General features: G+C 49.7%; 19 protein-coding genes, 1 other RNA gene and 1 pseudogene. 5 read left to right on the top strand and 16 right to left on the bottom strand.

All coding sequences use genetic code 11. From position 1 onward, the window contains the following. Window positions 1-99: 99 nt before the first annotated feature. From EXW96_RS24040 to EXW96_RS24065, 6 genes are all read right to left on the bottom strand, one after another. Window positions 100-282 (bottom strand): hypothetical protein, encoded by a 183-nt coding sequence (locus tag EXW96_RS24040; protein ID WP_174351602.1) that lies wholly within the window; start codon window positions 280-282, stop codon window positions 100-102. A gap of 44 nt (window positions 283-326) precedes the next feature. Continuing rightward, window positions 327-506, bottom strand: a complete 180-nt coding sequence (locus tag EXW96_RS24045) for a hypothetical protein (RefSeq protein ID WP_174351603.1) — start codon at window positions 504-506, stop codon at window positions 327-329. 37 nt (window positions 507-543) lie between these two features. Next, window positions 544-765 (bottom strand): hypothetical protein, encoded by a 222-nt coding sequence (locus EXW96_RS24050; protein ID WP_174351604.1) that lies wholly within the window; start codon window positions 763-765, stop codon window positions 544-546. Between the two features lie 129 nt (window positions 766-894). Continuing rightward, on the bottom strand, window positions 895-1389 hold the full coding sequence (locus EXW96_RS24055; RefSeq protein WP_174351605.1) for an antirestriction protein ArdA: 495 nt from the start codon (window positions 1387-1389) through the stop codon (window positions 895-897). Between the two features lie 51 nt (window positions 1390-1440). Continuing rightward, window positions 1441-1935 (bottom strand): antirestriction protein ArdA, encoded by a 495-nt coding sequence (locus EXW96_RS24060; RefSeq protein ID WP_174351606.1) that lies wholly within the window; start codon window positions 1933-1935, stop codon window positions 1441-1443. A 365-nt stretch (window positions 1936-2300) separates the two neighbouring features. Then, the gene (locus tag EXW96_RS24065) at window positions 2301-2663 is read right to left on the bottom strand and encodes a helix-turn-helix domain-containing protein (protein WP_174351607.1); all 363 of its coding nucleotides are present in this window, start codon (window positions 2661-2663) and stop codon (window positions 2301-2303) included. A 238-nt stretch (window positions 2664-2901) separates the two neighbouring features. On the opposite strand from EXW96_RS24065, the gene EXW96_RS24070 reads away from it, so the two are divergent. From EXW96_RS24070 to EXW96_RS24090, 4 genes and pseudogenes are all read left to right on the top strand, one after another. Continuing rightward, window positions 2902-4635 (top strand): S-layer homology domain-containing protein, encoded by a 1734-nt coding sequence (locus EXW96_RS24070; protein ID WP_174351608.1) that lies wholly within the window; start codon window positions 2902-2904, stop codon window positions 4633-4635. Between the two features lie 808 nt (window positions 4636-5443). Further along, window positions 5444-7732 (top strand): UvrD-helicase domain-containing protein, encoded by a 2289-nt coding sequence (locus tag EXW96_RS24075; protein ID WP_174351609.1) that lies wholly within the window; start codon window positions 5444-5446, stop codon window positions 7730-7732. Between the two features lie 227 nt (window positions 7733-7959). After that, window positions 7960-8415 (top strand): annotated as a pseudogene (locus EXW96_RS27910) (restriction endonuclease). 507 nt (window positions 8416-8922) lie between these two features. Beyond that, on the top strand, window positions 8923-10260 hold the full coding sequence (locus tag EXW96_RS24090; RefSeq protein WP_027093557.1) for an IS1380 family transposase: 1338 nt from the start codon (window positions 8923-8925) through the stop codon (window positions 10258-10260). Window positions 10261-10489: 229 nt separating this feature from the next. On the opposite strand, the gene EXW96_RS24095 is transcribed toward EXW96_RS24090, so the two are convergent. Then, the gene (locus tag EXW96_RS24095) at window positions 10490-11788 is read right to left on the bottom strand and encodes an IS110 family RNA-guided transposase (RefSeq protein WP_375256441.1); all 1299 of its coding nucleotides are present in this window, start codon (window positions 11786-11788) and stop codon (window positions 10490-10492) included. Window positions 11789-12155: 367 nt separating this feature from the next. Here EXW96_RS24095 and EXW96_RS24100 point away from each other — a divergent pair, with 367 nt between their 5' ends. Continuing rightward, on the top strand, window positions 12156-12575 hold the full coding sequence (locus tag EXW96_RS24100; protein ID WP_174351612.1) for a very short patch repair endonuclease: 420 nt from the start codon (window positions 12156-12158) through the stop codon (window positions 12573-12575). 426 nt (window positions 12576-13001) lie between these two features. Here the strand turns inward: EXW96_RS24100 and ssrA are convergent. The 9 genes from ssrA to EXW96_RS24145 all read right to left on the bottom strand — a co-directional run bounded on the left by ssrA (window position 13002) and on the right by EXW96_RS24145 (window position 22948). Beyond that, window positions 13002-13365, bottom strand: a transfer-messenger RNA (tmRNA) gene (gene ssrA / locus EXW96_RS24105). Between the two features lie 201 nt (window positions 13366-13566). Further along, window positions 13567-14046, bottom strand: a complete 480-nt coding sequence (gene smpB, locus EXW96_RS24110) for an SsrA-binding protein SmpB (RefSeq protein WP_054819995.1) — start codon at window positions 14044-14046, stop codon at window positions 13567-13569. Window positions 14047-14132: 86 nt separating this feature from the next. Further along, window positions 14133-16538, bottom strand: coding sequence for a ribonuclease R (gene rnr / locus EXW96_RS24115; RefSeq protein WP_062410054.1), 2406 nt, complete (start codon window positions 16536-16538; stop codon window positions 14133-14135). A 378-nt stretch (window positions 16539-16916) separates the two neighbouring features. After that, entirely contained in the window at window positions 16917-17153 is a 237-nt protein-coding gene (secG, locus tag EXW96_RS24120) for a preprotein translocase subunit SecG (RefSeq protein WP_054819205.1), read from the bottom strand. A 124-nt stretch (window positions 17154-17277) separates the two neighbouring features. Beyond that, window positions 17278-17994 (bottom strand): M50 family metallopeptidase, encoded by a 717-nt coding sequence (locus tag EXW96_RS24125; protein ID WP_054819204.1) that lies wholly within the window; start codon window positions 17992-17994, stop codon window positions 17278-17280. 122 nt (window positions 17995-18116) lie between these two features. Further along, a complete protein-coding gene (gene eno / locus EXW96_RS24130) occupies window positions 18117-19409 on the bottom strand; it encodes a phosphopyruvate hydratase (protein WP_062410055.1) in 1293 nt (430 codons plus the stop codon). Between the two features lie 35 nt (window positions 19410-19444). Continuing rightward, window positions 19445-20998, bottom strand: coding sequence for a 2,3-bisphosphoglycerate-independent phosphoglycerate mutase (gene gpmI, locus EXW96_RS24135; protein WP_062410056.1), 1554 nt, complete (start codon window positions 20996-20998; stop codon window positions 19445-19447). 1 nt (window position 20999) lies between these two features. After that, on the bottom strand, window positions 21000-21752 hold the full coding sequence (gene tpiA / locus EXW96_RS24140; RefSeq protein WP_062410057.1) for a triose-phosphate isomerase: 753 nt from the start codon (window positions 21750-21752) through the stop codon (window positions 21000-21002). Between the two features lie 14 nt (window positions 21753-21766). Beyond that, the gene (locus tag EXW96_RS24145; protein ID WP_062410058.1) at window positions 21767-22948 is read right to left on the bottom strand and encodes a phosphoglycerate kinase; all 1182 of its coding nucleotides are present in this window, start codon (window positions 22946-22948) and stop codon (window positions 21767-21769) included. Between the last annotated feature and the right edge of the window lie 141 nt (window positions 22949-23089).

The following is a 23089-nucleotide window of genomic DNA, read 5'->3' on the forward strand; positions in this document are numbered from 1 at the left end:
AAAAAGGAGAAGCCTCAATATCGGGCCTCTCCTATTGCTTGATATATGATCTTCGGTTATGATGATGATGACAACAGTTTTTTCTTGATCGCTCCGCTCCTACATGCGGGCGATTTTTTCTTTTTCTAATGCTTCAATCTGCATTTCGATTACAACCAACTTAACAAGCGTTTGAGCATAAACCCTGCCTTCTTCGGTATCAAAGCTCGCGTTTCTATCCATCATCCGCATTACTGCCTTCAACTGATTTCTTTTCCGCATAAGCTCCTGCATCGTCAGCATCTCCCTCACCTCCCTTCAGGGGCTCCGCTCTGATAATCCGCCGCTCATCTATTGACCAACGATGGCTGAACAGTGTACGTAATCAATACAGTGATTTTAGCTTTCTTGAGTGCAACAACAGCGTATTTCCCGGCATCAAGTTTTACAGAGTAGATGTACCCTTTCTGCGGGCAAAGTCCAAGGAATTCCTTCTGGCTGTTTTTTCGGAATGATTCGTAGTTCATCTGCCGCTACTCCTTTCTCCGAATTTGCAATGCGTCATCACCTCGCTTCTGCCGTCTGTTTCCGATGCCGTTGCAACTGTTGAGAAAATTCGCGGCGGAAATAAGCCACGATCCAGCGTGCGGCGGTTTCTTCATCAACTCCGTAAATGCGACGGCAATACGTATGCAGGACTAATCCGGCAATCCTGAATTGTCCGTTGGCTACCAACTGACGTAGTAACTGTTTGAAGTCCTCCGGCAACCCCCGTTTTACTACCATGTGCTCACCCCCTTCCGATGTCCGGCTAATCTCACTTCCGGCGAGTTTCACTGTCAAAATGCAAACACAAATAACCTGCTTTAATGCAAGCAGGCAATAGACGGATTCTGTTGAGCAAATCACTGACTATTATGAATTCAACCGTACTGCAACCCTGAGACGACGATTCATATGCCAACCGTCGCAGTGCAAGTCATGGCCAATCTTCTCATAGTCAATGTATGATGCCAGCGAGGGCGGCACAGGCCCGTAAAACCCCTCTTCAACCATTTGCTCTGCAACATCGGCCAAATCATCCACCCCATAGAATACGCTGTAATCGCCGCCCTCCAGAACGCAGATGACCTCATTGCGGTTATCAAGGTATTCACACAATGCCTCAACCAAAGCATCGTCGTACCGGCTCATGATCTTGACCGCCTCATTAACAGCGAAAACATCATCGTATTCGCCGATCTCAAACGGGGCTTCGTAATCATGGATGGCGTATTCTTCATCGCGGCCCAATACCTTACTAATGCAAAACTCCAACTCTTCACGCTCCAGCGGCAAAGCAACCCACCGGCCAACTAACTTACCCTCGTTGTACTTCGCCAGATTGGCGATATACACGTTGATCTGCATTGCACTTCCTCCGTTTTCATTATTTTAGAGATTCAGCCGATTTCCCGGTTATCAATCGGCATCCATTGCATAGAGCGGCTGAACAGCAACACGTACCTCCGGATGAAAGTGCCAACCTGCATCGGCTAACGCCCGTACCATCTTGTCATAGTCGAGAAACCGCCTAAGGGCGACAGGAACGCGGCCATAGAGCCCTGCCCGTACCATGGCGTCCGCTACGTCATAGAGATTGTCAACGTCATAATACACACGGAACTGTCCGCCATTCAGAATGCGAATGACCTGATCTGCATTATCCGTGCATCCGCAAAGGGCATACACAAGCTGATCATCGTATTGAGCCATGACAGCGGCGGCCTCATTGACAGTGAATACGTCGTCGTCCCTCTCGATAATAAAGGGGGCTTCAAAATCCCGAATCTCCAAGGCTTCATTGCCGTCTGCAATTTCATGCATAGCCATCCTCAGCTCATCCGGGTGCATCGGTAATGACAGCCAGCGGCCAACCGTTTCTCCTTCTCCAGTCACATAAATCTGAATATGCATATCCATTCGCCTCCAGTTCACTTTTCAGACCAAACATTCCATTCACACTTGCACGCTAAAGCCGTTACCTGAGGATGCAATTTCCATCCCCGACAGCCACGCCGACAAACATTACCAACCGAACAAACGCATCCCTCCTCGTTATCGTGGAAGCCTCTCACCTTCCATGTCCTCGCTGTTATGCCTGCCTGCAAAAACAAAAAGGACTGCCGTCCGCTGAATAACAGCAGAAAGCAGTCCATATGTAACCGGGTGGGGCATTAAACGGCTGGCCAGCCCCTTGTTATAAAAGCAGGGTGGTGCCTCCGGAAAATGTATATGATTTTTGCCTAAATAGGGCCGATCTTTCCTCCATTAAATAGCCGTCAACGCTTCCTTCGATCAATAGTGTTCAGGAATTCGCGGGCCACTTTGATCACGAAGTCCACTTCATCTGCATGACGTTGGCTTAGCATAGCGTTTAAGTCCTCAATCTTAGTGCGAATATTGTCACTGCCATAATGCATCGGCAATTCTTCAATATCCTCAAACAGTTGAGCGGGTTTCACACCCAATGCACTGATGATTTTGCCCAACGATTCCAGCGATATATTACGGGTACCTCGTTCAACGTCACTAATATAGCTGAAGCTCAGACCGGATCGCTCTGCCAGCCGCTCTTGCGTCATGCCTTTGAGCTTCCGAATCTTGCGAATTTGATCGCCAACTATATGGATAAACTCTGCCATGCCATCACCTCTACATCAGATTAGTAGAGTGAGAGCAAGACTTTTATCCTATCATAGTGATACTAAACGTATTAACTTATAAGGGTAATTCGTTGTATAATAGGCCTGATTGGCCCATTGCCAAGATTCTACATTTTTCATCAGAGAGAGGGAGGGCGTCACCAATTGATAAAGAGATGATCCTGATTGCATCAAAAGCAACCTATTTCAAAGACTGTCGAAGTTGGAGAAAGAGCCTATGTCAGTGAAGAAAATTACATCTTTACTCGTCGCAGTAATATTAGTGTTCAGCTTGTTCGATTCGGCATCGGCGGCACTGCCTGGGTACGGTGAGGAATTGCAGAACGCACCGTCCAATACGCCGACCGTCACTTTTGCAGACGTGTCCAACACGCATTGGGCAAATAAATACATAAGCGAAATGGCGTCCCGCAAAGTCCTCGAAGGCTACCCGGACGGTAAGTTCAGGCCGGAAAATCAAGTATCCCGAGCCGAATTCGCTACGATCATTGTCAAAGCGTCGGGTCTTCAAGCGAAGAAAGTAAACTATTCATCGTTCAGCGATGTTAAACCGACAGATTGGTACTCGCCTTTCATCGAGGCTGTAAAAGATTACATGACGGGCTACCGCACTGCTGACGGAAGCTACATCTTCAATCCGACTGCTCCTGCATTACGCGAAGATATCACGGTAGCACTTGTGAAGCTCAAGGGATACGACGTTTCTCGCCTAGCTAACCGAAGCATTATTGAGGCCATGTTTAAGGATTATGCGGGTATCTCTGAAGCCGCGAAGGATTACGTTGCAGTCGCTGTTGAAAATGGGCTCGTATCCGGTTATCAGGATGAAACATTCCGTCCGCAGGATTCGATAACCCGTGCAGAGGCCGCTACACTGCTCTGGAGAGCCTATCAATACGGCAACGATAACAAAGGGGTTGGCGGCAGCGAACAATCGACCACAACAACGCCTACGCCGCCGGTAACACAACCGACTTCACCGACAACAAATCCGTCGACGCCGAATCAGTCTCAACCGTCTCAAGCGGCGAAATTTAGTGTGGATACTTTGGTAGGCGGCAATGGAACCGGAGACGTTGATGGGCCAGTGCGTATGGCAAAGTTGAATCAAGTGGACAGCATGGTCGTCGATAAGAACAACAACATTTTCTTCTTGGACAGCCCGAACAAGAAGATTCGCAAATTCAACAGTTCTAACGGAACCGTTGAAACGTACAAAACCATCGACAATGCATTCAATGGAGATTTCAAAAACGGCAGTCAGGTCTCGCACTACGATTACACGAATGTAACGCCAATGAAGCTAGCTTATGATTATGCCAACAGCAAGCTGTACTTGGCATCGAATGTTTATTTGCCGTCGAAATACTGGAACGTCTCGGTCATTTATGATATTTCATCCGGCGTCAGCATGACCACGTATGGGCTACAGGCAGGACGGTACTTTGACTTCATCGCTTTCCCTGATGCTCGCTCTGTAATTTATGGTCTAACAGGTGACCATGAATCGAACATTTTGCAGGGGCAATTTTCTGCTCAAGCTGACTTGCTTGCTAGCAGTTCGGATTACAAAGCAATCGATATATCCGATTTTTATGGCTACGCTCCTGTCGCGGCGGCAATCGCTTCCGACAACAAAGTGTTTGTCTTTGGCCGCAGTAAACTCTACAGCGTCCAGTTGTACCCGCTTAAGGTGGACAAGATCGTGGAATACGAAAACACGCCGTTTGACAGCGTCACCTCGCATGACGGCAAGTTTTACTTGACCAGTGGGGCGACGATCTACGAATTGAGTACGGATGGCAACATGACTACGTTTGTAGACGGCAAAAACCTGACCTACAATGATGGGTTGCCAATCACGAAGATCGATAAAATCAGCTTCGACAATAACGGTAATGTCATTCTCTACGATAAAAACAGCAATGCAATCCGCCGCATCAACTTGTAGATTTCATAATCAATTCATTGGGAGCCGCCGTGCTCCCTTTTTACTGCGAAAACAACATGGCCGAAAGGCGGGATTTGGGTGGATAAATTTCTCGAATTACTTTTAGGTGAAGCCTTTAAGCATGGGTTGAAGAAGCTGTTTGGTGTCAAGGAGGAACGGAATTCAGACACCGCTGGCAGTCTCGGATGCTTGATGATTCTTTTGATGGCTGTGTTGTATCCTATCGGCATTTACTGGTTGAAGCCGCGGTTAGCAACAGGCTCGTTCTGGTGCGAACATATCTACACTTGGCCGTTGTACATCCTTGGTTTATGGATTGCATATTATCTCCTTCGCTTCGTGCTTTATTGTTTAAGGATAGCTCCGTTCCATACCCTGCTGTTAGCAGGCTTTATATGGGTTGTGTGGTATGCCCGATCAAGAGGTTGGATATAGAGGCAAGTGTAAGCTTACTATCAATAATATTACTCCCAGGCCGATTCAAATCGAATTCGGCTTTTTCTATGTAATTGGTACGTTACAATTCATCAAAATCAACAATATATAGAATATTGATTGGCCGACATTAGCCCATCATCTGCTGAAACATCAGCTATGGGTTGAATTCATCGGGATTTTTGCCCATGTTAAGTGGTGCTAAGCCGGAATTTTGTCATTCTACCGATTCTACTCCCAATTCACGTTACATAATCCAGTTAAGATAGATATTATCAAGAAAAACAGGAACAAAGACCTAAATCATGGTAAAATCAAAACATATCGAATGTTCGCAATACATGGGCAATGCAAGCAAAATGAAGGTGATGGATTGAGTACCCGTACATTTTTCACAGCACCCTTCGGAGCGGGAAGTCCGACGTTCCCGAATGCCGACGTAGAAACAGTCAAAACAAGCAAAGACCTGATCTCTAAGTCCGACAGCGACGCCTCTTTCTTTCGGACATTGGAAAAACGCGGAATATATCTGAATGAACCGCAAATCCAAGCAGTACGGCATTACAAGGGCCCTATGCTTACACTTGCCGGGGCCGGTTCGGGGAAAACATCTGTTTTGGTATGCCGGACAGGCTATTTGATTGCTGTTCGCAACATCAATCCGAAAAACATTTTGCTGGTGACGTTCTCCAATAAAGCGGCTGAGGAAATGCGTGACCGCATCGCACAACTGCCCGGACTGAGTGAAAGCATTGCGGCAACCGTGCAAGCCCGAACGTTTCATTCGTTTTTCCTAAAAATCATCAGAAAACATGGTGTAACGCAGGACATCCTGAGCGAAACCCGTTATCAGCATATCCTGCTAAAGCGTATTTTGCGTGAGATGGGCTTGCAGGACGCTTATCAGCCGGAATCGTTGTTGTCCCTTCTATCATCGTACAAGATGCAGATGGTTAATGTGGACAGCCTGCCGGAAACGACCGATGAGGAGAAGGAACTGAAACGGATTTTTGCTGAATATGAGCGGTGGAAATCCGCAAACAACAAAATCGACTTTGATGATGTATTATTGATCGCCTACAATATGCTTCGGCATAAACCGTCGTTGTTGGCCGCGTTGCAGAAACGGTTTCTTTTCGTCATGGTCGATGAGTTTCAGGATACCAACATGGTGCAATATGAATTGATCAAGATGATCGTTCAGCCGCACCGGAACCTGATGATCGTCGGAGACGACGACCAGACCATATTTTCCTTCAATGGTGCAAGGAACGAATTTATTCTGAACTTCAACAAATTGTACCATGATGCCAAGACGGTTACGCTGGATATCAATTACCGTTCGACAAGCAGTATCGTCGGGCTCGGCAATGAAGTGATCCGGCATAACATGCGGCGGAAAAAGAAAACGTTGAAAGCAACCCGGCAAAGCAAGGCGACGCCGAAATACCTCCGTCCTAAAAATACAGACGATGAGGCAGGGATAATTACAAATCTCATCCTGCATCAAGTCAAGCAAGGAAAACGGAACTTCGGGGATTTTGCAATCCTGTTTCGGACGGCAAGCAATAGCCGTGCAATCATCGAGCAGTTTGTCATGGACGATGTTCCGTTCGTCGATTACGGGAGCGAGGAATCGTTTTACGATCATTGGTTGGTCAAGCCTCTCATCAATCACTTCCGTCTCTCCTTAAATCCGAAAGAGTTCGAAGCGATGGAAGGCATATTGCCGACATTATACATCAATCGCGAGCAAGGCATGCAATTCATCTACGAGCAGGAATCGATGCAAAAGAAAAAGTGGCCGCTAATCCATTTGATATCATCTCCCGACCTTAAGGACTTTCAGAAAGAGAAGCTCAAGGAGCGTCTGAAGCTGATCAAATTGCTAATGCCAATGAAACCGGCTGATGCGATTCAACGAATGCGTCGGGATTTTTACGATCAATATCTGGAGACGAACAAACGGAACAAATTGACGCACCACAAAGAAATACTGCGTGAAACGCTGGACGAGTTGGAATCGTCTGCGAAACGGTTTGCTACCATTGAAGAGTTTGTTTACTTTATCGGTGAAGTTGCAGATAAACGGAAAGCGATGAATCGCCGACGTCACGATAATGAAAACAATGATAATGTGTCGTTGATGACGATTCACAAGTCAAAAGGGCTTGAGTTTCCGGTAGTCTGCCTGATTGGTGCATCCGAAGGCAACATGCCGCATAGTTCCATCTTTGACGCTGATAAAATGAACGACATGTTCACCACGCTTTCAGGCCGCGATAAAGTCACAGCCGCGATAGAAGAAGAACGGCGGTTGGCGTATGTCGCCATCACCCGAGCCAAAGATGAATTGTTGATAAGCTCGCCTGCCTATCTTCGAGGGAAGAAAGCGGCAGTTTCAAGGTTCATATTGGATGCTTTCCCTAAACGGACAACGAGCCCGCCATCCCGTCAACAACATCCGGGGACGGCAAGCAAATCTCCTACTGTCAAAAAGACAACAACGGAAACCGTATTCGCATGGATATGCACAAGCGACAAATGCAATGCATGGCAACGTATAAAAACCTTCGAGGAAGCGGAACTGCCGTCGAAAGATTGTCCAGTGTGCAAGGCCCCGATGGCGAAGGGAAGCAAGGAAATAACCGCGATGGCATGATTTCTTTACTGTGGTCAAAAATCAATTTCTATAACTCTGGAGGATACACAATGGCTCGAAGACGGAAAAAGCAAACGTTAGAAGATATGATAATCGAGTTTACTGTCAAAAGCATGATGGCAATGGTCTTCTTTTTGGTATTTAACTACGTCATCATCGGCAAGTACGGAGGAAAAATGATCGGCGGAGCTTGGTTAAATCCATTACTTATTGTACTTATTGCCCTCATGGCCGCTGGACTAGGGATATACCTCGCAAATATTAAATTGAAGCTAGAGCGGGCCAACATTCATGAGATTGATAAGATGAGCGGAACAACCTTCGAACGATATCTAGCCCAGTTTTTCAAAAAGCAAGGTTTGCAAGTCAAACGCACTGGCGGGCAAGGTGACTACGGTGCCGATCTCATTCTGACATCCGCAAACAAGAAAGTCGTTGTTCAAGCAAAACGATGGCAGAAGAATGTCGGATATGAGGCTATCTAGCAGGCATACACAAGCAAAGACGTGTACAAATGCGATGAGGCATGGGTTGTCACCAACAGCGGCTTTACAGAGCAAGCCATCGACGGTGCAAAACGTTTAGGAGTAAAGCTATGGGATAGAGAGATATTGATCGAACAGATGGCAAAGGTAAACGCGGCGGCCTTAAAATCCGAAACAGTCCCTCCCACTATAAAGTAATTTTTTCTCCTGTTTTCCCGCCCATTCTTAGTTTTTCAACTTTGACGCCTTGAGGATGTTGATAGACATTGGTGAACAATTGAATAGATTACATTTTTTTCTGTAAGGGCCGGTGGCGGGAATAGAGCTTGAACTCGATTTTATCCAAACTATGGATATATTGGTATGATCGCACAGTGGATCTCCACATTCACCCTTGGGGTTTACCCTCCCATGTCACGCTGGGTCTATGCCCTTACATTCCTTCGTTCTACCTCTCAAGGGGTGGAGGCCGATTCTTGCTCCCTTACTGGGTCGTTGCCCTTATGGTGTATTGTTCTTCGGCTTCTCCGGTGCTTCCGTTGTCAAAGTTGTACACATATGAATACGTGAGAATTCAGGATGACATTGACCTGAATCCGTGATAGTTCTTCTGTGAAAAAGAAGAAAAAGAAAGGAAATCGCATCTCCGATGGTGAATTTTAAAGGAACCATGAATGATCCACTTTCACCTGCGAGGTGCTACATATGAGAATCCAATTCACCCAATCTAAGGAAATTCTGTTGACTACGCATGCTGGCCTGGCCACCGTCGGCGCCTTGCTTTCCCATACCCGATTGCCGCAGCGTCTCAATCGCTCCACCGTGAAAGGAATGGAGAACCCGATTCACAGTCATGGCGATGTCATGACCAGCTATCTTGGCTTGCTTTGCCAAGGCAAAAGCGACTTCGACCACATCGAACCTTTCCGAAAAGATCCCGTATTCCAAACCTGCCTCGGTGTCCGCAAGGTGCCGTCAAGCCCGACGCTCCGTCAGCGTCTGGATGCCGCAGCTCAAACGATGAATGCCAACTGGAACGAGATCCTGCTTCAAGAATCCGCCGATCTGATTCGAAACGTAAAAGCACCTGTAACCGGACTGACAGCAGGCGAGCATACGGTGATTCCGCTGGATATCGATGTCTCTCCGTTCGATAACTCCGGTACGAAAAAAGAGGGTGTTTCGTTGACCTACAAAGGCACGTTCGGCTACGCCCCCATTTTCGCCTACCTCGGACAGGAGGGGTATAGCGTGAATGTGCAGCTTCGGGAAGGCAGCACGCACAGTCAGAAGGATGGCGCTGATTTTCTGCGCGAAAGCATCCAGTATGCCCGGCGCATCACGAAAGAGCGCCTTCTCGTGCGGATGGATTCCGCTCACGACAGTCTGGAAAATCTGCAGGTGTGTCATGCTGAGCCAGAGGTCGATTATATCATCAAGGTCAATCTGCGCAATACATCCAAGGAAAGTTGGCTACGGATCGCCGAAGACAAGGGCATGGCCTGTGAGCAGCGCCCCGGCAAGACGGAATACATGGGCGTGATCGCCTTTCCCGAAAAAGGCTTCGATCAAGCCCTTCGTCAAGTGTTTCAAGTGATCGTACGGACGATCGACCGTGAAGGTCAGATGCTCCTGTTCCCGGAAATTGAAGTGAACGTCTATTGGACTTCTCTTACCTGCTCGCCGTGGCGTGTCATCGAGTTGTATCGCGATCACGGCACGAGCGAACAATTTCATAGTGAGCTGAAGACGGATCTGGATTTGGAGCGACTGCCCGCCGGCAAATTCGATACCAACGATCTGGTTTTGCACGCGGGGGTGTTCGCTTACAACCTGCTCCGCATCATGGGGCAGGAAAGCTTGCGCCAAGACGATGCTCCGATTCGGGGAGGCGTACAACGTCGCCGCATCCGCACCGTGATTCAAAACATCGTGTACATCGCGGCTAGAGTCAGCCGACACGCTCGTCAAACGATTTTCAATTTTGGGCGATACAGTCCCTGGTTTCAGACCGTACGACGAGTGTACCAAGCGTTTGCCTGAATCCATTTTTCGCCATCCAGACCAACCCAAACTGCTCTTCCCTGTTCCGGCCTTACCGTAAACAGCAAGGCTTATTGAGCATGCCTTGCTTGATGGATTCTGTCATTTGTAGATTTGTTTTCATCACGAATCTTTAGCTGATGGGGGGATTTCCGATTACTTTTTTCCATATACTGCCCTCTCTGGCGGAGTGGACTTAAGTTTGTCACGGATTCAGGATTGATTAATTTTAAGCTGCACTCCGTTGTAGCTGGGCTTGTCGAACGGGTCCTAATACATCGATTGCATCATACTCTTTTTGCTTTGTCCCCAAGGTGTATAAGATTCGAATGAGTTTTCCACATAGGGCGATGATCGACTGTTTTTTCTTCAGCGGATTCTGACTCCGCGTGGTGTAGTGCTTGTGTAGAGCCTTGAACACTTCGTTCTTGGCCACCATCGGCATCATACAACGGAACAAAAGCGCTCGGAGGCGAGATCGCCCTCGCTTGGTGATGCCGGTCTTCCCTTTACGTTTACCAGAGCTGTTCTCTTTCAGGTTGAGACCCGCCAGGCGGATGATCTGCTGGCCATGGTCGTACTTGTTCAGGTCTCCTACCTCAGCCAGAAATCCAGCTACGGTGACTTCTCCAACCCCTGGGATACTTAGCATGTGTGCAGCTCCCGGAATTTTCTCCAGGATTTCCATCACCTTCTGCATCGTGGACTCCAGTTGCTTGATAAACAGATCGAACTGCTCTAATAGGGCGGATAATTCCAACCTTGCTGCCATGGTTCCTTCCGTTAATCCAATGGAGGACGTTGCAGCAGCGTAGAGTTGCTCTGCTCGCTTGATGCCTACGCCTCGCTTTACTTCCGTCTTCCAGTGTGTGAGAATGCCTCTGGCGCCTGTAGAGACAACCTCCTCTGGCGTTGGAAACCGTCGCATGGTCATAAGCGAGGTCTTGCCGTCCCATTCCTTAAATACGCTGGAATACTCTGGGAAGAAGCGATCGAACCAGTTCCCGATTCGTGCCTTCACTTGCTTGAGATTGATGGATACCTTCTCTCGAAAATTCATCAGAATACGCAAATCCGCATATTCCTTCGTCGGAAGACTGGGCTCAGAGTACTTGCCATTTCGGATTAAATCCGCAATGACTTTAGCATCCTTGTAGTCGCTTTTGGTCGGTGAATTGTCTTCCAGCTCTTTAGTTTTGTTTACATGATGCGGATTCACCACTACAACTTTGATGCCTTGCCCTTCTAAGAATGCAGCCAACGGGAACCAGTAGTGTCCAGTAGGCTCAACGCCAAATACAATTTCCGTTTTGGCATTAGCTTGCTGAAGTTCCTTCATCCACAAGGCTAGTTTCATTAGCCCTTCTTGATCGTTGTAAAAAGTGCATTCCTTGCCTAGTTCAAGGCCACGGAAGTCCACAGCACGAGCTACATGAATCTTCTTGGCAATGTCCGCACCGATGACAAGCGTTCTTTCGGAAATTCTTGTAATTCGTTGATTTTGCTTCTGTTTCAGCTTATACTTCATGGTAGAGCGTCCTCCTTTTAATTAGGGCAGTGAATGTGTCCCATTCCAAGACCCAGCATACAGGAGACGCTTTTTTCATTCAAACCTCAATTTACTTCATTACAGGAATGGCTCCCTCAGTAGAGGAAATTCCATCCGTACCGCAGTCGCCCGCTAATGATGATCTGTATGTATGTGCAACTTGCGGCAAACCGGTTACGAACAAAGTTAAAGAATATTGTTTGTCTCAACCGAAACGATTTAACAACCGTATTTATTGCTATGAACATCAACGCAGGAGTTCATGATGAATTTTCCAGACGGTTTATGCCGTCTGTTTTTTTATAATAAGTATCAGTGAAGAAAATGCTGATTCGGAGAGATTGCTATGGCGGACAGAATTACACCGGAAGCTCGAAGCAAAAATATGAGTGCAATCCGGGGGACACATACAAAGCTGGAGGACAAGGTATCCCATGCACTGTGGAAACAAGGTATCCGCTTTAGAAAAAATAATCACAATCTGTTCGGCAAACCGGACATCGCCATAAAAAAGTACAAAGTGGTAATCTTCATCGATTCCTGCTTCTGGCAGTCTTGTGAACTGCACGGCCATATTCCAAAGTCAAACGTTGATTACTGGAGCAAAAAATTAAGCAGGAATAAACAGCGTGATATTGCAGTTACTTCGTACTACACCGAGCGTAACTGGAACATATTACGGATATGGGAGCACGAGATCAAATCCGATTTTCCCGGAACAATAGCCAGAATCATTGATTTAATTAACCGGTCTAAGCAGAGATAACAGTAGATTGGAGCGGGATAGGGGATCGGCTTTAGCGGGATACACTGTGGGCACCGCATGGGGATGGCTGAAGAAGACAAAAGGATGAACGAAGGGAAGCCGGTTACGGGGAGTCTCTAGGGGGCATCAAAACCGCTACATAGAGCGGTACCGCCCCGTACAGCATCAGAAATATTTCTTATTCAGAATCAGAGTAGCCGGAAACCCAGTAACCACGCGGGTCACCCATCCCCTTCGAGTACGAACAAGCAAAAAAGCGACCGCTTGAGGTCGCTTTTCTGATGGTATTGGTGGAGGCGAGGGGAGTCGAACCCCTGTCCGAAGTTAACGATACACAGGTTTCTAAGATTGTATTTCCAATTTTGATGCTTAAAACAAAAGGAGCTCACCCTATAGTAAATGGTTGAGCTCCTCTTATCGATTGCAGCATGGAGACGAGGGGAGTCGAACCCCTGTCCGAAGATAACGCCACACAGGCTTCTACGGGTGTAGTCACAGTTTTGATGTCACCCTAGAGGCGCCCCGTAACCGGCTCCTCTTCAGGTCAGCCTGATTGTCTTCTTCAGCTAGCCGCAGGCGGAGACTAGACAGCGTATCCCACTAAGGTTGAGCCCCTATCCCGGCACATGGGCGATGCAGAGTAGGAGCACGCTAGCAGGTTATTAAGCTGCTAAAGCGTAAGATTGTTGTTGTTTGCCATTTAATTGGCTTTAGCGTTGATGAAGCGGACGCGTCCCCGCTACCCGCAACCCATGCTCGAACTATCCCCGTCGAATCCAAGAACGTCCCCGCATAGGCAGGCCCTGTAGACGGGCCCGGTAAGGTTATGAAATAAAACTTATCTACCATGACGACATTTCTGCTGGTCTTGCTGATGATGCTGTGCACTTCCCTGGTGCGCTTTTATTATACCACATTCATGAAGCAAAAAGAACCTTCGAACTCATGGAAGCATCGCCATATCCTTGACAGAATAGCGGTGTTTGCCGTATTATCTGGCAATTTTTTGCTTCTCGCGCAGCGCACGCTGGATGTCTCGCTGAGCATCGCGTTTGGCTGCAGTGTCACGTTTATCGTACTGCTTTTTCCCTTTACCGAGTCCGAGCAGCAGTTTGGCAAAACCGTTTCGAACGTAAACCTTCAACGGCACCAGCGTATACCCTTCCTGCTTGGCCAGACCGAACAGCTTGTTGATCTCGGCTTTCTTGAGGAGGAGCTTGCGGGCGCGTGTCGGGTCGCCAGGATTATGACGGTTACCTTGCTCGAACGGACTGATGTGCATGTTATGCACGAATGCTTCGCCGTTGCGGATCGTTGCAAACGCATCGCCGATATTGGCCCGGCCCTGGCGCAGCGATTTGATCTCCGTTCCCGTCAGGACCAAACCGCACTCATAGGTATCTTCAATAAAATAATCATGAGAAGCCTTCTTGTTTTGCGCCAGAACCTTGTTTTCGCTTTTCTTGCTCATATTCTCCGCTGCCGCTCCTTCCTGCATGATTTCCAAACAGAGGGATGGAGTCCATTGTACCAACTCCATCCCGGGAAATCAAGAGGTTACCGCTTAACAGTTTTTTTGCGCTTCTTTTTGGCTGTGCCCGTACCCGAGCCGCTTTTAACCGACTCCAGCGCACGGGTCTTCGCCGCACCCGGGCCTTTGCCCCGCGCGCTGCGGCTGCTGCCGCCAGAGCCTTGTTTACTGCGTCCGGTACGACTGCCGCTGGCGGCCGGCTTTCCGGCTTCCCGGCCCCCGCGGCCCTTCCGCTTGCCGTTCTTGCGGACGTTGTTCAGCACGTCCACCAGACTCACCTTCTGTGGCCGGGGCTTCATATCCACCATTTCAAAGTCGATGGTGTGCTCATCCTTGTTCACCCGCGCCACGCGTACCTTCACTTCATCGCCCAAGCGATAGATTCTCGAGGTCCGCTCTCCGATCAATGCGTGCTGCGCCTCATAATAATGGTAATAATCGTCCGTGAGATCAGACAGACGGATGAGTCCTTCCACCGTATTGTCCAGCTCCACGAACATGCCGAAGCTCGTCACGCTGCTGATGATGCCGTCGAATTCTTCACCGACCTTGTCGAGCATAAATTCGGCTTTCTTCAGCGCCTCGGTCTCCCGCTCCGCATCCACCGCCATTCTCTCCCGCTCCGACGATTGCTTTGCGATATCGTCCATTCGAGAGGCTAGATATTCGTGCCTGGCCGCGCTTAATGTGCCGTTCTCGAGCACTTCGCGAATCACGCGGTGAATGACCAAATCCGGATACCGGCGAATCGGCGAAGTGAAGTGCGTATAGAACTCCGCAGCCAATCCGTAGTGCCCCAAGCTCTGGGAATCATATTTTGCCTGCTTCATGGAACGCAGCATAACGGTACTAATGACCGTTTCTTCCTTAGTCCCTTTAATCTCTTCAAGCAGCGTCTGCAGCGCCCGGGGATGAACCGTATTACCCTTCCCCCGCACCACATATCCGAAGTTCGTAATAAACTCCATAAAATGCTGCAGCTTCTCCCCATCCGGGTCCTCGTGAATCCGGTACAAGAACGGCACCTTCAGCCAGTGAAAATGCTCTGCAACCGTTTCATTTGCCGCCAGCATAAACTCTTCTATGATCATTTCGGCGATGGTCCGGTCCCTTTTGACGATATCCGTCGGCTTTCCGTTCTCATCCACCAAAATTTTAGATTCCTGGAAGTCAAAATCGATGGCGCCCCGCTGCATCCGTTTGGAGCGCAGCTTCATGGCCAGCTCTTCCATTAAGCGGAAATCATCCATCAGATAACCGTATTTCTCCACAAGCTCGGCATCCGGCTCTTCCTCGGTCAACAGCTTGCGTACGTTTGTGTAGGTCATCCGCTCGCTGGTTCTAATCACACTTGTAAAAATATCGTGGCGCACCACATTGGCATTCGCATCAAATTCCATCTCACAGGACATCGTCAGACGATCCACCTGCGGGTTTAGCGAGCATATCCCGTTAGATAAACGGTGCGGCAGCATCGGAATCACCCGATCGACCAAATACACACTGCAGCCGCGGTTGTACGCTTCATGATCCAGTGCGGAGCCTTCTTTTACATAATAGCTGACATCGGCAATGTGAACACCCAATAAATAGTTACCGTTCGGCAGCCGTTCCACATTCACTGCATCGTCCAAATCCTTGGCATCCTCACCGTCGATCGTGACGATCCGTTTGCCTCGCAAATCCCGCCTGCCTTGCCCCTTCAGCTCTTCTTCAGAAATAACAGCCGGAGCTGCTGCAGCCTCCTCCATCACTTCATCGGGAAATGCCTCAGGCAAACCGTGCTTGCGGATAATGGATAAAATATCGACGCCAGGATCATTCTTATGACCCAAAATTTCAATGACTTCGCCTTGTGCAGCCGCGCGGCCTTCAGGGTAAGAGACGATCTTGACGACGACCTTATGGCCGTCCATCGCTCCGCCGAACGCTTCCTTCGGTATAAAGATATCGCGCACGACCCGCTTATCATCGGGAATGACAAAAGCATACTCTTCATGCGCTTGAAAAAGTCCCACGATTTGCGTATTGCCGCGGGTAACGACACGTACGACTTCTCCTTCCATCCTTCCGCCGTGAGAACTTTTGGAGTTGATACGCACGAGTACGATGTCTCCATTCATGGCCGTACCCATATCGTTTGCATGGATATATACATCCGGGTGATCGCGGTCATCCGGAATGAGAAAGCCAAACCCTTTGGCATGCGCTTGAAGTCTGCCCCGCAGCAAGTTCATCCGTTCCGGTACACCATAGCGGTCGTTGCGGGTACGAAGAATCAAGCCCTCATTCTCAAGCTGATTGAGCAGCTTCAGAAATTCTCTGAAATCCTGCGCGCTCTCGAGCGGAAAATGCTGCTCCAACTCGTTATACGTCATCGGTTTATAAGCCGTTTCCTTCATAAAATCAAGTAAATCTTCTTTGGTTATCATGATTCTCACCTGCCTTTTGTGTTCTTAACTTCATCTCTTTGTACAATAAACTATGTCAATTGACAGGTCCCCGTCTGTTTCCTTGTCCCCTCTCCCTCCGGCTTCATTAAAAACAACATCGTAGCCCGTCCGCGCGGCTGAATAGGCCCACTGAGCCGCCTAATCATACCGCCGCTTGACCAATTCAGTTTTGTATATGTACAAGCTGTTTCTATAAATAAGCTTCATAGATTATACTCCTAGTATAGCCAAGTGCACTCCAATTCATAGCCCGCCCAAGGAAATGGCAGAAACACCCGGCAACCCGACGCATACTCCCTGCTTAAGAAACAAAAAACAGCAGGAGTAACTTTCCCCTGCTGCCATATATTTATTAGATTAGGCTCTTACGAAATAAGCCACAATCACAGACAAAACAAAGAACACTACTGCGAGCACCATCGTAAGACGGGATAAAAAAAGCTCCAAGCCGCGTGCCTTTTGCTTACCGAACAGGTGTTCCGCCCCCCCGGAGATGGCACCGGATAAACCCGCACTTTTGCCCGGCTGCAGCAGAACCGCCGCAATTAAGCCAAGCGAAGCAATTACCAGTATAATTTTCAATGCAACTTCCATGAAATTCCACCTCCTGCGGGATCACACCGATCTTGTCCGAAAAATAGACAGCAACCATATTATATCACATAAAAAAACCGCTGACAAATCGAAATGATTCATCAGCGGATTCTTAAGCCGCAGGTCATTCTTCATAACGCGGTTGAAATGCGCGGGTATGATCCCGGCTCTTCCTCGGTTTACGGCCGCCAAAGAATAAGCGGAGCGACCGGGACGCGCACCATAGAGAAAACACGGTAAAGAAAATAGCCCAACCGAGGGCCGGTATGAGGGTAGCCTGAGCCAAGTTCGTTGCATCCCCAGCAGCAGCCGGATCCTGCATGGCATACAGAACCAAAGAGAACGACCCGAATACGGCTTCCTCCAGCATCAGGAATGACAGGAGAAGATAATATCCGTCCCGCAGCAACCGGGGTACAAAAGCAAGCATGACGATATTCAGCAGCACGAAGCCGATCAGCCACATGATTCCATATTCATTGCGGACAAACAGGACCAGCGAAAGAATAGCCACCAATGTAATCGTCTGCAAGCCCAAACGCTCTTTGCCCTTCGCCCTGGCATAAAACATGAACCAGGCGAAAAGCGATGCAAAAGTGTACCCGGCCAATGAAATCGGAATCAGGCTCCAGCCGCTGGATATTTGCGAATAGGTGACTCCGCTATGGTTAGCATACAGCTCAATGAACATCACATGGCCCGAAAGCGCAAGCGTCATGATCGCATGGGCGAATTCGTGAATCATCGTATTTAAGCTGCGGAAAAAATGATTGAAGGGAATCAAATGCGTAAGAAAAGCCGATGCCATCAAGAACAATACGGTCTTTATCAGATTACTCATTGGATCCCCTCCGGGTCTGCGTCAGGCTGAAGCTTTTTCGTTCCCGATGATCCATCGCGGGATAAGCCGGGAACGAAAAAGTTCAAAGCCGGTCTGGCAGCTATAATATGATTTAGAACAGATTACTTAAAGCTTTTCAGGTTGTAAAAGGCCGATTTGCCTGCGTATTGAGCTACATCGGACAGTTGATCCTCGATGCGGAGCAATTGATTATACTTCGCTACGCGGTCCGTACGGGAAGGCGCTCCCGTTTTGATTTGGCCGGCGTTGGTAGCTACCGCGATGTCCGCAATCGTGCTGTCTTCGCTCTCGCCGGAACGGTGAGAGATGACAGCTGTGTAGCCTGCACGCTTCGCCATTTCAATCGCATCGAACGTCTCGGTCAAGGAACCGATTTGGTTGACCTTGATCAGGATCGAGTTGCCGATGTTCTGCTCAATGCCTTGGGAAAGACGGTTCGTGTTTGTCACGAACAGGTCGTCGCCCACCAGCTGTACTTTGCTGCCCAGCTTATCGGTCAGCAGTTTCCAGCCTTCCCAGTCATCTTCGGAGCAGCCGTCTTCGATCGTAATGATCGGGTATTTCTCAACCCAAGAAGCAAGGAAATCTACGAATTCCGCAGAAGTGAACGATTTGCCTTCACCCTCGAGGTGGTATTTGCCGTCTTTGAAGAACTCCGTAGAAGCAACGTCCATGCCCAGGAACACATCCACGCCCGGCTTATAGCCCGCACGCTCAATCGCGGCAATGATCGTTTGAATCGCTTCTTCATTGGAGCCAAGGTTAGGAGCGAAGCCGCCTTCGTCGCCTACGGCAGTGTTCAGGCCCTTGTCCTTCAGGACCGCTTTGAGGCTGTGGAAAATTTCCGCACCCGTACGCAGCGCTTCTTTGAAGGACGGAGCGCCCACCGGCAAGATCATGAACTCCTGTACGTCCACGTTGTTATCCGCATGCGCACCGCCGTTGATGATGTTCATCATCGGAACCGGCAAGGTTTTGGCATTAAAGCCGCCAAGGTATACATACAGCGGAACGTCGAGCGCTTCCGCCGCTGCGCGGGCAACCGCCATGGAAACGGCGAGGATCGCATTCGCGCCGAGCTTGCTTTTATTCGGCGTACCGTCAAGCTCGATCATGCGCTTGTCGATACCCACTTGATCGAGTGCATTCATGCCGATGATTTCCGGTGCGATGATGTCGTTCACATTCTCCACGGCTTTGAGCACGCCTTTACCAAGGTAGCGGGATTTGTCCCCGTCACGAAGCTCTACCGCTTCATAAGCGCCTGTCGATGCACCGGATGGAACGATAGCGCGGCCGCGCGCTCCGGATTCCAGGAATACTTCCACCTCAACGGTCGGATTGCCGCGGGAATCAAGCACTTCACGGGCGTACACATTGGAGATTACAGTCATTGCTAGATACACTCCTTGTCTTTTTTAATCAAATGTCAGTTATGTTTAACACTTGCTGCCAAAAGCGACTTTCCGGTCATTTCCTCCGGCTGGGCTACACCGAGCAGGTCCAGCACCGTCGGGGCGATATCCGCCAGAATGCCATCGTTTCTTAGTGTAACACGACTGTCGGTAATAATGAAAGGTACAGGATTGGTCGTATGCGCGGTATTGCGCGATCCGTCCGGATTGGTCACGATATCTGCATTGCCGTGGTCAGCCGTTATCAAGGCAACGCCGCCTTTAGCCAGAACGGCTTCGACCACTTGACCCAGGCAATCATCGGTGGCTTCGACCGCCTTGATCGTAGGCTCAAGCAGACCGGAATGGCCGACCATATCCGGATTCGCAAAGTTTAAGATAATGACATCTTGTCTTTCGGCTTCGATTTCCGCAACGGCCGCCGCCGCAACCTCATAAGCGCTCATCTCGGGCTTCAAGTCATACGTGGCTACTTTAGGCGAGTTGATCAAAATCCGTGTCTCGCCCGGCAGTTCGACATCCCGGCCGCCGCTGAAGAAGAACGTAACATGCGGATACTTCTCCGTCTCGGCGATGCGAAGCTGCTTCAGACCGTTTTGCACCAGCACTTCACCAAGCGTGTTATCCAAGTTCTTTGGCTTATAAGCCACATAACCGCCAACGGTTTCGCTGAATAAGGTCAAGCAGACATAATATAAATCCTTGGGAGCCTTCTCCCCCCGGTCAAAGCCGCGAAAATCGCTGTTGGTAAAGACCTGGGACAGCTGAATGGCACGGTCAGGCCGGAAATTGAAAAAGATGACCGAATCTTCCGATTCAACCAAACCGACAGGCGTACCGTCGGGCTTTACGATGACCGTCGGCATAACGAACTCATCGAACACCGAACGGTTATAAGAATCCTTGATCGCGGCCATCGGGTCCTCAAAAGTCGGCCCCTCGCCGTACACCATCGCACGGTAAGACTTCTCCGTACGCTCCCATCGCTTGTCGCGGTCCATCGCGTAGTACCGGCCCTGTACCGTAGCGATTCGTCCTACGCCGAGCTCGGCAATTTTGTTTTGCAGCTGTTCCATATACTTCACAGCGCTGTCTGGAGCTACGTCGCGGCCGTCCAGGAACGCATGAATGTATACGTCCTCGAATTTTTCCTTTTTGCATACTTCCAGCAGGGCAAACAGATGCTCGATGTGGCTATGTACCCCGCCGTCGGACAACAGGCCGTACAGATGAAGCTTTTTCCCTTTGTTCCGTGCATGGTTGATCGCGCCAAGGATGGTTTCATTCTCGAAAAATTCGCCTTCCCGAATCGATTTGGAAATCCGGGTTAAATCCTGATACACAATCCGGCCGGCGCCGATGTTCAAATGACCTACTTCGGAGTTGCCCATCTGGCCCTCCGGAAGACCTACGGCTTCCCCGCAAGCGGTAAGCGTCGTATGCGGAAACTGGTTCCAGTACCGGTCATAATTCGGTTTTTTGGCTTGAGCAACGGCATTTCCCTGGACTTCGCCGCGCAGTCCAAAGCCGTCCAGGATAATAAGGGCTACCGGTTTGGGTCTGGCCATCTTACTTAGCCCCCTCAACCAGCGCGATGTAAGATGCCGGCTCCAGGCTCGCACCGCCCACCAAGGCACCGTCGATGTTAGGCTGCTGCATGTATTCGGCAATGTTGTTCGGTTTCACGCTGCCGCCGTACTGAATCCGTACGGCTGCCGCCGTCTCTTGTCCGTATAAGCCGGAGATCAGCTCGCGGATATAACCGATCACGTCTTCCGCGTCGGCAGCGGTGGAAGACTTGCCCGTTCCAATCGCCCAGATCGGCTCATAAGCGACAACCACTTGCGCCGCTTGCTCAGCGCTAAGACCGGCGAAAGCTGCCTCTGTCTGTACTTTGCACACGGATTTGGTTTGACCCGCTTCCCTTTCCTCCAGCTTCTCGCCCACGCAGACGATCGGCGTCAAGCCGTGCTTGAACGCGGCATGCACTTTTTTGTTCACTGTTTCATCCGTCTCCGCAAAATAAGCACGGCGTTCGGAGTGACCGATGATGACGTAATCCACACCGAGATCCTTCAGCATGACGCCGCTGATTTCGCCAGTGTAAGCACCGCTGTCTTCAAAATGCAGGTTCTGGGCGCCCACCTTCAGCGAGGTTCCTTTTACCGCTTCCACCAATGCAGGCAGATTCGTAAAAGGCGCGCAAATGACGCTTTCAACCCCGTCGGCCTCAGCCTTGCCTTTGACATCATTTACAAAAGCTACAGCCTCCCGCACCGTTTTGAACATTTTCCAGTTGCCCGCAATAATCGGTTTACGCATGTTTGACTGCCTCCTTACTTATCGTTCAAGGCGACCACGCCCGGAAGCGCCTTGCCTTCCATAAATTCTAAAGAAGCGCCGCCGCCCGTGGAGATGTGGTCCATCTTATCTCCGAGCTGGAACTTCTCTACCGCAGCCGCAGAGTCGCCGCCGCCAATAACCGTATAACCGGATGTCGCGGCGCAAGCCTCCGCCACGGCTTTGGTTCCGTTCTTGTAAGGCTCCAGTTCGAATACGCCCATCGGTCCGTTCCATACGATCAGCTTGGATTCGGCGATGGTCCGGGCATATAATTCGCGTGTTTTCGGTCCGATGTCGAAGGCTTCCCAATCTGCCGGGATCGCGTCAACCGGAACGACCTTGGTATTCGCATCCGCGCTGAATGCGTCTCCTACCACGACGTCCACAGGCAAAAGGAAGTTGACACCTTTCTCCTTTGCTTTACGCTCAAACTCCAGAACCAGCTCCAGACGGTCGTTATCCACAAGCGATTTGCCGATCTCATAGCCTTTGGCCTTGAAGAACGTATAGGACAAGCCTCCGCCGATGATAATGTTATCCGCGATTTCGATAAGCTTTTCAATAACGGCGATTTTGTCCTTCACCTTCGCTCCGCCCACAATCGCCGTGAAAGGACGATCCGGATGGTTGAGCGCTTTGCCGAGTACTTCCAGCTCTTTTTCCATCAGGAGGCCGGATACCGCCGGCAAATGGTGTGCAATCCCTTCCGTAGACGCATGCGCGCGGTGCGCGGCGCCAAAGGCATCGTTTACGTACAGATCGGCGAGCTCGGCAAAAGCTTTAGCCAGCTCCGGATCGTTCTTCTCTTCCCCGGGATAGAACCGCACGTTCTCCAGCAGGAGCACGTCACCGTCCTTCAGCTTTGCAACCTGCGCCTTCACCGCATCTCCGATCGCTTCATTCGCTTTGGCGACCGGCTTGCCGAGAAGCTCGGACAGACGCTCCGCCGCAGGGGTTAAACGCAGCTCTTCCACGACTTGGCCTTTCGGACGGCCCATGTGGCTGGCGAGGATTACCTTCGCTCCGCGTTCCGTCAAATACCGGATCGTCGGCAGCGTCTCACGGATCCGCGTGTCATCTGTAATTTTACCGTTTTCGAGCGGCACATTGAAATCAACCCGGACAAACACTCTTTTACCGCTTACTTCTACGTCTCGAATGCTTTTTTTACTCATCCTATTCATGCCCTCCAACCGGTTTTATCCTGCCCGCACATAAAAAATGTGGGAATGTCTCCTCATCTGTAAAGAACAGCCCGTCCCGTCATAGTCGGGAGTGCCGCAGAGCGTCAGCCTGCATCTTCGTTTCACGGATTC

The organism is Paenibacillus sp. JMULE4, assembly GCF_013337105.1.
Classification (GTDB): domain Bacteria; phylum Bacillota; class Bacilli; order Paenibacillales; family NBRC-103111; genus Paenibacillus_G; species Paenibacillus_G naphthalenovorans.

What these genes read in the sequence shown, in the direction of transcription:
- EXW96_RS24040 (WP_174351602.1), bottom strand. Translation starts at nt 282, where the DNA reads ATGCTGACGATGCAGGAGCTTATGCGGAAAAGAAATCAGTTGAAGGCA.
- EXW96_RS24045 (WP_174351603.1), bottom strand. Translation starts at nt 506, where the DNA reads ATGAACTACGAATCATTCCGAAAAAACAGCCAGAAGGAATTCCTTGGA.
- EXW96_RS24050 (WP_174351604.1), bottom strand. Translation starts at nt 765, where the DNA reads ATGGTAGTAAAACGGGGGTTGCCGGAGGACTTCAAACAGTTACTACGT.
- EXW96_RS24055 (WP_174351605.1), bottom strand. Translation starts at nt 1,389, where the DNA reads ATGCAGATCAACGTGTATATCGCCAATCTGGCGAAGTACAACGAGGGT.
- EXW96_RS24060 (WP_174351606.1), bottom strand. Translation starts at nt 1,935, where the DNA reads ATGCATATTCAGATTTATGTGACTGGAGAAGGAGAAACGGTTGGCCGC.
- EXW96_RS24065 (WP_174351607.1), bottom strand. Translation starts at nt 2,663, where the DNA reads ATGGCAGAGTTTATCCATATAGTTGGCGATCAAATTCGCAAGATTCGG.
- EXW96_RS24070 (WP_174351608.1), top strand. Translation starts at nt 2,902, where the DNA reads ATGTCAGTGAAGAAAATTACATCTTTACTCGTCGCAGTAATATTAGTG.
- EXW96_RS24090 (WP_027093557.1), top strand. Translation starts at nt 8,923, where the DNA reads ATGAGAATCCAATTCACCCAATCTAAGGAAATTCTGTTGACTACGCAT.
- EXW96_RS24095 (WP_375256441.1), bottom strand. Translation starts at nt 11,788, where the DNA reads ATGAAGTATAAGCTGAAACAGAAGCAAAATCAACGAATTACAAGAATT.
- EXW96_RS24100 (WP_174351612.1), top strand. Translation starts at nt 12,156, where the DNA reads ATGGCGGACAGAATTACACCGGAAGCTCGAAGCAAAAATATGAGTGCA.
- smpB (WP_054819995.1), bottom strand. Translation starts at nt 14,046, where the DNA reads ATGAGCAAGAAAAGCGAAAACAAGGTTCTGGCGCAAAACAAGAAGGCT.
- rnr (WP_062410054.1), bottom strand. Translation starts at nt 16,538, where the DNA reads ATGATAACCAAAGAAGATTTACTTGATTTTATGAAGGAAACGGCTTAT.
- secG (WP_054819205.1), bottom strand. Translation starts at nt 17,153, where the DNA reads ATGGAAGTTGCATTGAAAATTATACTGGTAATTGCTTCGCTTGGCTTA.
- EXW96_RS24125 (WP_054819204.1), bottom strand. Translation starts at nt 17,994, where the DNA reads ATGAGTAATCTGATAAAGACCGTATTGTTCTTGATGGCATCGGCTTTT.
- eno (WP_062410055.1), bottom strand. Translation starts at nt 19,409, where the DNA reads ATGACTGTAATCTCCAATGTGTACGCCCGTGAAGTGCTTGATTCCCGC.
- gpmI (WP_062410056.1), bottom strand. Translation starts at nt 20,998, where the DNA reads ATGGCCAGACCCAAACCGGTAGCCCTTATTATCCTGGACGGCTTTGGA.
- tpiA (WP_062410057.1), bottom strand. Translation starts at nt 21,752, where the DNA reads ATGCGTAAACCGATTATTGCGGGCAACTGGAAAATGTTCAAAACGGTG.
- EXW96_RS24145 (WP_062410058.1), bottom strand. Translation starts at nt 22,948, where the DNA reads ATGAGTAAAAAAAGCATTCGAGACGTAGAAGTAAGCGGTAAAAGAGTG.